This is a genomic window from Mycolicibacterium vinylchloridicum (genome assembly GCF_013404075.1).
GTDB lineage: Bacteria > Actinomycetota > Actinomycetes > Mycobacteriales > Mycobacteriaceae > Mycobacterium > Mycobacterium vinylchloridicum.
This window is the reverse complement of record NZ_JACBJQ010000027.1, coordinates 55,918-67,788: the sequence shown is the minus strand read 5'-3', so window position 1 is coordinate 67,788 and position 11,871 is coordinate 55,918. Positions and strand designations below refer to the sequence as shown.

The following is an 11,871-nucleotide window of genomic DNA, read 5'->3' as shown; positions in this document are numbered from 1 at the left end:
ACCAGTGCGCAAATGGTACTCCAGTGGATCGGACCTCGCAGGACTGAAAGTCGAGGGCCGATACGCAATGCGTCTTCGGTTATCTGCCAGGTATCGGGACCGGCTGGGCCGCGTCGCCGGACTGAAGCAATTCGTCGCCCACGTTCTGCTGCTGCTGCGCCTGCTGCTGGGCTTGTTGATCCTGCAAAGTCTGCTGACCCTGAGGACTAGCTGCCGAGTTGCCGGGATTCCCGGGGCTTGCGACACCTTCATTGCAATTGAGATCCAGAAGCACGCGACCACCCGGATTGGTGCCGCTGGCGTCCAAGAAGCTCGCGTTTCGTGAGCCCGTCACCTGGCACTGAGTGGTGGGCAGTTGATCGCCGACGACGGTGGCGATGGTGTCGGTGCCACCCGTCTGTTGAATTGCCTGCTGCGCTTCGGCGTACGTCTGGCCGGCGTATTCGTTGTCCGCGTGCGCGACGCCCGCGAGCGCCAGGGCGAAACCGGCGGCCACGACGGCACCCATACCGATGGCAGATCGCTTCATTGCTCCCCCAAGACACACCACAAAACGCCCCCGACTGATAGGCCAGCAGCCTATCGCGCCGTCCCAGACCCCGGGCCTGAACAACATGCCAGGCCGCGGAACTTGAATGTCACCGAGATACACAGATATATTGAGTGCAACCACTAGGCACAGATAACTGGAGGGTCCATGTCGCAAGACCTGACCGACCTCGATCTCCTGCGTGAGCTGGAACCGGTGGCGGAGAAGCTCATCAACCGCCACATGACGATGATGAAGGACTGGAACCCACACGACTACATCCCGTGGTCGGACGGCAAGAACTACTACGCACTCGGCGGCCAGGACTGGGATCCCGAGCAGTCCAAGCTGTCCGAAGTCGCGCGCACGGCGTTGATCCAGAACCTCCTCACCGAGGACAACCTGCCTGCCTATCACCGCGAGATCGCGATGAACTTCTCCATGGACGGCCCGTGGGGCTACTGGGTCAACCGGTGGACCGCCGAGGAGAACCGCCACGGAATCTCGATTCGCGACTACCTGGTGGTCACCCGCAACTGCGATCCGGTCGAGCTCGAAGAGCTGCGGATGGAGCAGATGACCCGCGGCTTCTCCCCGGGCCAGAACCAGCAGGGCGATCTGTTCGCCGAGAGCCTGTTCGACTCCGTCATGTACGTCAGCTTCCAGGAGCTGGCCACCCGGGTGTCGCACCGCAACACCGGTAAGGCCTGCAGTGACCCGGTCGCCGAACAGCTGCTGGCCAGGATCTCCAATGACGAGAACCTGCACATGATCTTCTACCGCGACGTGAGCGAGGCCGGCTTCGACGTGGCCCCGAACCAGGCGATGAAGTCGCTGCACCGGGTGCTGAAGAACTTCAAGATGCCCGGCTACACCGTGCCCGATTTCCGTCGCAAGGCCGTCGTCATCGCCATGGGCGGCGTCTACGACCCGCGCATCCACCTCGACGATGTGGTGATGCCGGTGCTCAAGAAGTGGCGCATCTTCGAGCGCGACGACTTCACCGGCGAAGCCGCTGAGATGCGCGACGACCTGGCGGTTTTGATCAAGGAGCTCGAAGAGACCTGCGACAAGTTCGAGGAGGCCAAGATGCGCAAGCTCGAACGTGACGCACGCCTGGCCGAGAAGCGCAGCGCCAAGGCACTGGCAGGGGCGGCGACATAGTCGACACTGCACCTGCCGCCACCGGGCTGCGGATCGGGCCCTTCGCCCTCCGCAGCCCGGTTGTCTTGGCGCCGATGGCCGGTGTCACCAACGTCGCGTTCCGCACGCTGTGCCGCGAGCTCGAGGAAGCCCGGGCCGGAACCGTCAGCGGGCTCTACGTCTGCGAGATGGTGACCGCCCGCGCCCTCGTCGAGCGGCACCCCGTAACGATGCACATGACGACGTTCGCCCCGCAGGAATCGCCGCGCTCGCTGCAGCTCTACACCGTGGACCCGGCCACCACCTATGAAGCCGCCCGGATGATCGTCACCGAGGACCTCGCCGATCACATCGACATGAACTTCGGCTGCCCGGTGCCCAAGGTCACCCGGCGCGGCGGCGGTGCCGCACTGCCCTACAAGCGGCGCCTGTTCGGTCAGATCGTGGCGGCCGCCGTCCGCGCGACCGAGGGCACCTCGGTACCCGTGACGGTGAAGTTCCGGATCGGGATCGACGACGCCCATCGCACGCACTTGGACGCCGGCCGGATCGCCGAACAGGAAGGCGCCGCCGCCGTCGCGCTGCACGCCAGAACCGCCGCCCAGCGCTACTCGGGAACCGCCGACTGGGACGAGATCGCACGCCTCAAGGAGGCGGTGAGCACGATTCCGGTGCTCGGCAACGGCGATATCTTCGAGGCCAACGACGCGCTGGCGATGATGGCTTCGACCGGATGTGACGGAGTCGTCATCGGCCGTGGATGCCTGGGCCGGCCGTGGCTGTTCGCCGAACTCTCGGCAGCCTTCACCGGCTCGCCCACGCCGACGCCCCCGACGCTGGGCGAGGTCACCGATATCGTCCGCCGCCACGGCGAACTGCTGGCCGATCACTTCGGCGAGGACAAGGGCATGCGGGACATCCGCAAGCACGTCGCCTGGTATCTGCACGGATTTCCGGCCGGCGCCGAGGTCAGGCGAGCTTTGGCACTGGTCAAGACCTTGGCCGAGCTCGACAGCCTGCTCGGCAAGCTCGATCGCGACGTCCCGTTCCCCGACGCAGCGACCGGGCCGCGCGGACGTCAGGGATCTGCGACGTCCGTCACACTCCCTGAGGGCTGGCTCGACGATCCGGACGACTGCACCGTGCCGGCAGGCGCCGATGTCATGCACTCCGGCGGCTGAACCGAGACGGTCTCGACATCTGTGCGAGCTAGCGGCCGGCGGGGTTGTCTCAGTACGATGATGATCTTGTTGTGCGGACCGCTGGAGTGGCGGACCCCTACCGAGTACTGCTACAAGACATAGAACGGTTGAGACGGCCGCGCATCGGCGCCCGGCCGCACTGGCGATACAACCGCACGCGCGTGAACGCGCAAGACCGCACCAGAGTCGGAGGCGACTGGAACATGAGTGATGGCGGCAACGCCACGCCTGGCCAGCACCGCGCGCCCGACGACGGCGAGCGGGTGGCCCGGGCACCCCGATCGGGCGCCGGAGCCGCCCCGTGGGAGCGGGCGTCGGCAGCATCACACCGCGCCCCGGACACGGACTCGCCAAGCGGTAACCACTCCCAGGGCGTGGCCGTCGCTGACCTGATCGCCAAGCTGTCGGGCTCCGCCCCCGCGGTCGAGCCCACTCACCGTCGCTCTGAAGCCCCGCCCGCCGACGAAACAGAAGAACGCCCATTCTTCGACGACTCCGCCGATCTCACGGTGCCCATTCCCGTCGCGATCGCCGCCTACGCCGACGAAGTGCCCGACCTCGAGGCGCTCAACCGCGCCAGGGGCCCGCTGGTCGCCGACCCCGACCCGGCCGAGGCGCCCCGGCGCGCGAAGAAAAAGACGAGCGCGGCACTCAAGCCCGTCCTGGTGGCCGGCCGGTCGGCGGCGGCGATCTTCGCGGTGTCGGCCCTCGTGCTGACCGGCGGTGCCTGGCAGTGGCAGTCCACCAAGAACGACCTGCTGCGCAACGTCGCGGCGCTGGATCCCGACTCGCGCGACATCGTCGATCCCAACGCCCAGTTCGGCGACGAGAACTTCCTGATCGTCGGTGTCGACACCCGGACCGGCGCCAACGGTGAGATCGGTGCCGGCACAACTGAGGATGCCTATGGCGCCCGCTCGGACACCGTCATGCTGGTCAACGTCCCCGCCGACCGCAAGCGCGTCGTCGCGGTGTCCTTCCCCCGGGACCTGGCGATCACGCCGGCCTACTGCCAGGCCTGGGACCCCGACAGCGGCAAGTACGGTCCGGTTCTCGACAAGTTCACCGGCGAGATGAGTGACGACTACCGCTACACCGAGACGAAGCTGAACTCGGCGTACGCCTACGGCGGACCGAAGTGCCTGGTCAAGGTCATCCAGAAGATGTCGGGCCTGTCGATCAACCGGTTCATGGCGGTCGACTTCGCCGGGTTCTCCAAGATGGTCGACGCCCTCGGCGGGGTCGACGTGTGCAGCACCACCCCGCTGGATGACTACGAGCTGGGTACGGTGCTCGCCAGTGCCGGGCACCAAACGCTCGACGGGCACACCGCGCTGAACTACGTGCGCGCCCGCCAGGTCACCACCGAGGTCAACGGTGACTACGGCCGGATCAAACGCCAGCAGCTGTTCCTGTCCTCGCTGCTGCGCTCGATCATCTCCAAGGACACGCTGTTCAGCCTCAGCAAACTCAACAACGTGGTCAACATGTTCATCGACGACACCTACGTCGACAACGTCCGGACGAAGGACCTCGTCGACCTCGGGCAGTCACTGCAGGGCGTCAACGCCGGCCGGATCACCTTCGTCACCGTCCCGACCACCGGGATCACCGACGCCGACGGCAACGAGCCGCCGCGCACCGAGGACATCCGCAGCTTGTTCGACGCGATCATCAACGACGATCCGCTGCCCGGCGAGAACGACACCAACGCGACGACCAGCCCGCTGACCGCGGCGCAGCAGACCCTGCAGGCCGCCAAACCGAATCCCACCGAGCAGCCTGCCGAAACCACCCAGACCGAGCTGGTCAACGCGGTGACCACCGATCCGCAGGACATCAGCGTGCAGGTCTCGAATGCCACCGGCCAGGACGGGCTGGGCGCCACCGCGGCCGCCGCACTGCGCGAACACGGTTTCCGCGTGCTGCAACCCGACGACTACACCGGCAGCGCCGTCAACTCGACGACAATCATGTTCTCGGCGGGCAATGAGCAGGCCGCCGCCACGGTGGCCGCAGCATTCCCGAACGCACAGATGGAGCGGGTGGACGGCCTGAAGAACACCGTGCAGGTGGTTCTCGGCCCCGATTTCAGCGCCGTCGGAGCCCCGCCGCCGAGCGGATCGACGGTCAGCGTTCACGTCAGTCACAACTCCAACAGCACCCCCACCCAGTTGCCCGAGGATCTCACCGTCACCAACGCAGCGGACGTCACCTGCGAATAGCGCCGCCCGCACGAGGGGTTTGCTTTCATTCACCGTTCGTTCACCCTGCCTGCACATACTGAGCGCACAGGCAGAAAGTAGGGTGGGAGCTATGCGGACCGCGTACCACGAGCAACTCGATGCTCTGACCAACCAGCTGGCGGACATGTGTCGGCTGGCCGGGGTCGCGATGGAACGGGCGACTCAGGCGCTGCTCCAGGCCGACCTGGTGCTCGCCGAACAGGTCATCACCGACCACGATCAGATCTCCTCGGCCAGCGCCCGCGCCGAGGAAGCGGCCTTCGTGCTGCTGGCTCTGCAGGCGCCGGTGGCCGGCGATCTGCGGGCGATCGTGAGCTCGATTCAGATCGTCGCTGATGTCGACCGGATGGGAGCTCTGGCACTGCACGTCGCCAAGATCGCCCGCCGTCGGCACCCGCAGCACGCGCTGCCCGAGGAAGTGAACGGCTACTTTGCCGAAATGGGCCGTGTTGCAGTCGAATTGGGCAATAGTGCGCAAGAGGTCCTGCTGTCCCGGGATCCGGAGAAGGCCCGTCGCATCCGCGAGGAAGACGACGCGATGGACGATCTACATCGGCATCTGTTCACCGTGCTGATGGATCGCGAGTGGAAGCATGGCGTGGCCGCCGCGGTCGACGTGACACTGCTGGGCCGGTTCTACGAGCGCTTTGCCGATCATGCCGTGGAGATCTCCCGGCGAGTGATCTTCCAGGTCACCGGCCGTCTGCCCGAAGAGGAAGAGATTCCGACCTACTGAGGCTTCGCCTCGAAGCACGAAAAATCCGGTATCGCAGTGCGATACCGGATTTTTCGTTCTGCGGTCGGCCTAGCCGAAGCGGCCCGAGATGTAGTCCTCGGTGGCCTTCTGGCTCGGGTTGGAGAAGATCTTCTCGGTGTCGTCGATCTCGACCAGCTTGCCGGGCTTGCCGGTGGCTTCCAGGTTGAAGAATGCGGTCTGATCGCTGACGCGGGCGGCCTGCTGCATGTTGTGCGTGACGATGACGATCGTGAACTCCTGCTTGAGCTCACCGATCAGGTCCTCGATCGCCAGCGTGGAGATCGGGTCGAGCGCCGAACACGGCTCGTCCATCAGCAGCACGTCGGGCTGCACGGCGATGGCACGGGCGATGCACAGGCGCTGCTGCTGACCGCCGGACAGGCCGCCACCGGGCTTCTCTAGCCGGTCCTTGACCTCGTTCCACAGGTTGGCGCCCTTGAGCGAGCGCTCGCAGGTTTCGTCGAGCACCTTCTTGTTGCGCACGCCCTGCAGCTTCAGCCCAGCCACCACGTTGTCGCGAATCGACATGGTGGGGAACGGATTCGGGCGCTGGAAGACCATGCCGATGGTCTTGCGCACACCAACCGGATCGACGCCGGAGCCGTAGATGTCCTCACCGTCGAGCAGCACCGAGCCCTCGACCCGGGCGCCCGGGATCACCTCGTGCATGCGGTTGAGCGTGCGCAGCACGGTGGACTTGCCGCAGCCCGACGGGCCGATGAACGCGGTCACGTTGCGCGGCGGCACCGCCAGCGACACGTCGGCGACAGCGTGGAAGCTGCCGTAGTAGATGTTGACGTCTTTGAGATCAAGCCGCTTGGCCATCGAAAGCTCCTAAACCTTTTTCGGGGCAAAGAATTTGGCGATGAAGCGCGCACCGACGTTGAGAAGCGCGATCAAAACGATCAGCGTCAGCGCCGCGCCCCAGAGTCGGTCGGTCGGAACAGGGTTGGCACCCGCACCGGCCGACGTCTGGTCGTACATCATGCCGGGCAACGAGCCCATGAATCCGTTGAACATGTCGAAGTTCATCGCTTGGGAGTAGCCGACCAGGATCAACAGTGGTGCCGTCTCCCCCATCACGCGGGCCAGCGCCAGCATGACGCCGGTGACGATGCCCGACAGTGCCGTCGGAATGACAATGCGCGCAATGGTTTTCCACTTCGGCACACCCAGCGCATAGCTGGCCTCGCGCAGATCCATCGGAACGATGCGCAGCATCTCCTCGGTGGAGCGCACGATCACCGGGATCATCAGCAGCACCAGCGCCAGCGACACCGCGAAGCCGGACCGCTGGAAGCCCAGGGTGGCGACCCACAGGGCGTAGATGAACAGCGCCGCGACGATCGAGGGAACGCCGGTGAGGATGTCCACCATGAACGTGGTGAGCTTGCCCAGCTTGGTGCCGCCGCCGTACTCGACCAGGTAGATACCGACGAAGACGCCGACCGGGATCGAGATGATCGCGCAGAAAAGTCCTTGCAGGACCGTGCCCACCAGGGCGTGGTAGACACCGCCGCCGGCCATGAAGGCCGTCATCCCGGCCTGCGAGTTCGTCCACCAGGTGCTGTCGAGGACAATGCCGAGGCCCTTGGTGACCACCGAGTACAGCACCCAGATCAGCGGCACCACAGCGACCACCACCGACAGCGTCACCAGGACGGTGGCGGTCTGGTTGGTCACCTTGCGCCGCAGGCTCACCGCCTGGAATGTCGGCGCCTTGACCGGCTTGTCGAGCGTCGAGGTCATCGGGCCCCCCTTCCGGCCACCGCGGCGCGGGCCGCCGAGTTGACCACGAACGTCAGGATGAACAACACCAGGCCGGCGGCGATGTAGGCGCCTGCCTTGTATTGATCATTGAATTCCGAAGCGGCCGAGGCGATCTTGCTGGCGAAGGTGTAGCCGGCGTCGAACAGCGACCAGCCGAACGCCTTCTGCGTGCCGCGCAGGATGATCAACAGCGCGATCGTCTCACCGAGCGCGCGGCCCAAGCCGAGCATGGCGCCGCTGATATAGCCGGACAGTCCGAACGGAAGCACCGTCGTCCGGACGACTTCCCAGCGCGTCGCACCCAGTGCCAGTGCGGCCTCGATCTGACCGCGCGGCGTCTGGACGAACACCTCGCGCGTGACGGCGGTGATGATCGGCAGGATCATCACCGCCAGCACGATTCCGGCGGTGAAGATCGTGCCGCCGCCGGCCACCGACGCATTGCCGGTGTCGAAGAGGAAGATCCAGCTCAGATTGCCGTTGAGCCACATGGCGAACGGCTTGAGCACCGGGGCCAGCACGTACAGGCCCCAGACGCCGTAGATGATCGACGGCACGGCGGCCAGCAGATCCACCATGTAGCCCAGCGGGCCGGATACCCGGCGCGGGGCGTACTGGGTCAAGAAGATCGCGATACCGAGCGCTACTGGCATCGCCAGGACGAGTGCGAACAGCGAGACGAACACCGTCACCTGCAGCAGATCCAGGATGCCGAACTGCATGTGCGCGGTATCGGTGGTGACCCAGTTGCCGCCGTAGGTGAAGAAGTTCACCTCGTTGCGGCCCAGCGCCGGTACCGCACGCCAGACGAGGAACAGGCCGATCGCGGCGATCAGCGCGATGACGAAAATGCCGGCACCTTCGGACAGCCCCCGGAAGATCCGGTCGCCGATCCGCACCTTGGTGTGTCCGGACGGGTTCGTCGGGATCGAAGGCTTCTCCGGGAAGGGCTCAGCCACGACTTCTCCGGATCCAGCGTCGGCTGGATTAGGTCCGGGTACGTCTTGGGTCACATCCACCCCATCGCTCACTGATCTCTCCATCGTCACCGCAATCGACCTGCCTCGCCAGCGCTGTTACTGAATTGCTTTGACGGCGGTCAGCAGTCGCTGCTTGAACGCGTCCGGCAGCGGGACATAACCGGCGGCCGGGAGCCCCGCCTGTCCGTCGTTGGCCGCCACGGTCAGGAACGACTTCACCGCTGCGGCGGTGTCAGCGTCGTAGCCCTTCGAGCAGACGATCTCGTAGGTCGCCAGCATCAGCGGGTAGGCGCCAGCGGCCTTGGTCGCGTACAGCGAGTTCAGATCCAGCACCAGATCGTTGCCCTCGCCCGCGAACTTCGCCGAGTCGATGGCGACCTTCGCGGAATCGTCGGTCAGCGCCACCGGGCCGCTGCCGGTGTCGATCTGGGCCATCGCCACCTTGGCCTGGTCGGCGAAGCCCTTCTCGACGTAGCCGATCGCACCCGGGGTGGCCTGCACGGCCTGCACGACGCCGGCCGACTTCTGCGCACCCTCACCGGCGCCACCCTGGAACTCTTTGCCCGCACCCTTGGTCCAGGACTCCGGAGCGGCAGCGGTCAGATACTTCTGGAAGTTGTCGGTGGTGCCCGAGGAATCCGAGCGGTAGATCGGCGTGATCTTCTGATCCGGCAGCGAGACACCGCTGTTCAACGCGGCGATTGCCGGGTCGTTCCAGTTGGTGATGCCACCGCTGAAGATCTTGGCCAGCACGTCGGCGTTCACCACGAGCTTGTCGACGCCGGGCAGGTTGTAGCCGAGAGCGACCGGCCCGAAGACCAGCGGCAGGTTCCAGGCCGGGTTGCCGCCGCAGCGCTTGGCGGCCGGGTCGACCTGGTCCTTGGCCAGCGGCGAGTCGGAACCCGCGAAATCCACCTGGCCGGCAATGAACTGGGTGACGCCCGCGCCCGAACCGGTCGGGTTGTACGAGAGGTTCTTGCCCGCACACTTCTGGCCCCACACCTGGTTGAACACCGCGACGGCGTTCTGCTGGGCGGTCGAGCCCTCGCCGGTCAGGGCGTTCTTACCACCGCAGTCGGCAGACGCACTGGACGAACCGGACGCCGTCGACGAGGACGTCCCGGCATTGTTGTCGCTTCCGCAGGCGGTGAGCGTCAAGCCGGTGATGGCCGTCGCTGACACGGTCACGAAGAACGCCTTGCCAAACCTGTTCAGATTCACCTATCCCACTTTCTCCACAGTGTTGCCCTGTTCGCCCCGGTAGGAGCGCATGCACCACCCGGGAAGTTAGGCGTTCGGGGTGGACGGAACCCACCTGGAATATGAACGAGAGGTGAACAGGTTCATGAACGGGGCATTGCGAAAAGCCGCTAACTAGCTGTGGCTCCCGCAGGCGCCAGAATCGGCTGACGGCGAGGCCCGGTATGCGGTGTCGACGCTGGATACAGCAAATCCAAGGCGCTCATAGGTTTTCACCGCCGCGGTGTTGTCGGCCTCGACGTAGAGCATGACCTCTCCCCGCTCGTGGGAGCCGAGGCGCTCGGCCAGGTAGTGCAGGCCCACCACGGTCAGCGCGCCTCCGAGACCGCGGCCCTGCGCGGCGGGGTCAACCCCGACGACGTACACCTCACCGAGCCCGGGCTCGTCGGCGTGCACTTTCGTCCAGTGGAATCCGAGCAATGCGCCGGTGTCATCGTCGACGGCAAGGAACAGGCCTTCGGGATCGAACCACGTCTCGCGGCGGCGCTCGTCGAGCTCGGACTGCTCCCAGCCGCCCTGCTCGGGATGCCAGGAGAAGGCCGCGTTGTTGACCCGCAGCAGCTCGGCATCGTCGACTGAACCCCGATAGGTACGAAGCGTAATACCCTGGGGCACAACAAGATCAGGTACATCGCGCAGCGTCCGGCGCATCTGCATGAGTTCGCGAACCACCGCCAGCTCGAGCGTGTCGGCAACGGCGCGCGCCGCTGGCAGCGTGCCGTGCGCCCAGAACCGCACCGCTGCCCCGGACTCGTCGATCGCCGCGCGCACCAGCGCAGTCCCGGTGCCGCGACGACGGGCGTCCGGGTGGACGACGAGTTCGCCCATCGCGTCCGCGGCATCGCGGCCCGGCGTCAGATTGAGATAGCCCAGAACGGCATCACCGTCGGCGGCCACCAGATGTCTGGTGCGCGAGTGGGGCAATTCGCGCAGCACCTGCTCGCCCACCGGAGCCACACCGTCGACTCGGGTGGCGGCCTCGATGACAGCGCGCACCTGCTGTTGCTCGACCGCAGTCAAGGCGGTGCGCCAGTGCGGCGCCGTCACTGACTGCGCAGCGGCTGGGACATGGTCGCCGACCGCACCGTGTCCGAGATGACGTCCTCGCCGTCGTCGAAGCCGTCCTCGTCGTCGTCCTCGGCGAATTCGGGCTCGGCCGCGGGGGGACGGCCGCGGGCGGGACGGACCGCCTTGTAGCCCACGTTGCGGACGGTTCCGATCAGCGATTCGTATTCCGGGCCGAGCTTGGCGCGCAATCGCCGCACGTGCACGTCGACGGTGCGGGTGCCGCCGAAGAAGTCGTACCCCCACACCTCCTGCAGCAACTGAGCGCGGGTGAACACCCGGCCGGCATGCTGCGCGAGGTATTTCAGGAGTTCGAACTCCTTGTAGGTCAGGTCGAGCGGCCGGCCGCGCAGCCGCGCGGTGTAGGTCCCCTCGTCGATGACGAGTTCACCGAGGCTGACCTTGCCCGCGCTCTCCTGGCTGGCCGTCCCGCCGCGGCGGCCGACGAGCAGCCGCAGCCGCGCGTCGATCTCGGCCGGGCCGGTGCTGGGCAGCAGGATCTCGTCGAGACCCCAATCCATGTTGACGGCGACCAGACCGCCCTCGTTGACGACGGCCACCACGGGCACCGATGTTCCGGTGGTCCCGAGCAGCCGGCACAGGCCGCGGGCGGCGGCCAGGTCGGTGCGCGCATCGACGATCGCCACGTCCGCGGTGCCCGCCTCCAGCAGCGACGACACCTCGGTTGGCGCGGATCGCACGGTGTGCGCCAACAACGCCAGCGACGGCAGCACCGCTTCCGGGTGCGGGTCGACTGTGAGAAGTAGCAGGTCCAACACACTCTCCAATGCCCTGGATGCTCATCGTCGACAGCACCGTCGCGTTGACCCACCAGACTCATGGGCGACATATGGCCGTTACCCGACCATGGGTCACATAACTTTAACCCGCTACCTGCTATTTAGCCGATCCGACGGAT

11 protein-coding genes are annotated in these 11,871 nt (G+C 66.1%); 4 read left to right on the top strand and 7 right to left on the bottom strand.

Going from position 1 to position 11,871, the window contains the following annotated elements; all coding sequences use genetic code 11:
• Positions 1-79: 79 nt before the first annotated feature.
• Positions 80-496, bottom strand: coding sequence for a hypothetical protein (locus HPC46_RS21510; protein WP_325096723.1), 417 nt, complete (start codon positions 494-496; stop codon positions 80-82).
• A gap of 201 nt (positions 497-697) precedes the next feature.
• Between HPC46_RS21510 and HPC46_RS21505 the strand changes: the two genes are divergently transcribed.
• From HPC46_RS21505 to phoU, 4 genes are all read left to right on the top strand, one after another.
• The gene (locus HPC46_RS21505; RefSeq protein ID WP_005139237.1) at positions 698-1,693 is read left to right on the top strand and encodes an acyl-ACP desaturase; all 996 of its coding nucleotides are present in this window, start codon (positions 698-700) and stop codon (positions 1,691-1,693) included.
• A 26-nt stretch (positions 1,694-1,719) separates the two neighbouring features.
• On the top strand, positions 1,720-2,853 hold the full coding sequence (dusB, locus tag HPC46_RS21500; protein ID WP_179473700.1) for a tRNA dihydrouridine synthase DusB: 1,134 nt from the start codon (positions 1,720-1,722) through the stop codon (positions 2,851-2,853).
• Between the two features lie 224 nt (positions 2,854-3,077).
• Complete coding sequence (locus tag HPC46_RS21495; RefSeq protein ID WP_179473658.1) at positions 3,078-5,099, top strand: LCP family protein; 2,022 nt, start codon at positions 3,078-3,080, stop codon at positions 5,097-5,099.
• 91 nt (positions 5,100-5,190) lie between these two features.
• Entirely contained in the window at positions 5,191-5,856 is a 666-nt protein-coding gene (phoU, locus tag HPC46_RS21490; RefSeq protein ID WP_179473656.1) for a phosphate signaling complex protein PhoU, read from the top strand.
• Between the two features lie 69 nt (positions 5,857-5,925).
• On the opposite strand, the gene pstB is transcribed toward phoU, so the two are convergent.
• The 6 genes from pstB to HPC46_RS21460 all read right to left on the bottom strand — a co-directional run bounded on the left by pstB (position 5,926) and on the right by HPC46_RS21460 (position 11,728).
• On the bottom strand, positions 5,926-6,702 hold the full coding sequence (gene pstB / locus HPC46_RS21485) for a phosphate ABC transporter ATP-binding protein PstB (RefSeq protein ID WP_179473653.1): 777 nt from the start codon (positions 6,700-6,702) through the stop codon (positions 5,926-5,928).
• A gap of 9 nt (positions 6,703-6,711) precedes the next feature.
• Complete coding sequence (gene pstA, locus HPC46_RS21480) at positions 6,712-7,626, bottom strand: phosphate ABC transporter permease PstA (protein ID WP_179473651.1); 915 nt, start codon at positions 7,624-7,626, stop codon at positions 6,712-6,714.
• Positions 7,623-8,690 (bottom strand): phosphate ABC transporter permease subunit PstC, encoded by a 1,068-nt coding sequence (pstC, locus tag HPC46_RS21475; RefSeq protein ID WP_179473649.1) that lies wholly within the window; start codon positions 8,688-8,690, stop codon positions 7,623-7,625. The genes pstA and pstC overlap by 4 nt, the downstream gene beginning before the upstream one ends.
• Positions 8,691-8,723: 33 nt before the next feature.
• Positions 8,724-9,848 carry a phosphate ABC transporter substrate-binding protein PstS gene (gene pstS / locus HPC46_RS21470; RefSeq protein ID WP_179473647.1) on the bottom strand — a complete coding sequence of 375 codons (1,125 nt, stop codon included), beginning with the start codon at positions 9,846-9,848 and terminating at the stop codon, positions 8,724-8,726.
• A 153-nt stretch (positions 9,849-10,001) separates the two neighbouring features.
• On the bottom strand, positions 10,002-10,934 hold the full coding sequence (mshD, locus tag HPC46_RS21465; RefSeq protein ID WP_179473645.1) for a mycothiol synthase: 933 nt from the start codon (positions 10,932-10,934) through the stop codon (positions 10,002-10,004).
• Positions 10,931-11,728 (bottom strand): winged helix-turn-helix transcriptional regulator, encoded by a 798-nt coding sequence (locus tag HPC46_RS21460; RefSeq protein ID WP_036421148.1) that lies wholly within the window; start codon positions 11,726-11,728, stop codon positions 10,931-10,933. Before HPC46_RS21460 ends, mshD begins: the two co-directional genes overlap by 4 nt.
• Positions 11,729-11,871 lie beyond the last annotated feature (143 nt).

Coding starts and splice junctions, on each gene's coding strand:
- HPC46_RS21505 (WP_005139237.1), top strand. CDS start 698: ATGTCGCAAGACCTGACCGACCTCGATCTCCTGCGTGAGCTGGAACCG.
- HPC46_RS21495 (WP_179473658.1), top strand. CDS start 3,078: ATGAGTGATGGCGGCAACGCCACGCCTGGCCAGCACCGCGCGCCCGAC.
- phoU (WP_179473656.1), top strand. CDS start 5,191: ATGCGGACCGCGTACCACGAGCAACTCGATGCTCTGACCAACCAGCTG.
- pstB (WP_179473653.1), bottom strand. CDS start 6,702: ATGGCCAAGCGGCTTGATCTCAAAGACGTCAACATCTACTACGGCAGC.
- pstA (WP_179473651.1), bottom strand. CDS start 7,626: ATGACCTCGACGCTCGACAAGCCGGTCAAGGCGCCGACATTCCAGGCG.
- pstC (WP_179473649.1), bottom strand. CDS start 8,690: ATGGAGAGATCAGTGAGCGATGGGGTGGATGTGACCCAAGACGTACCC.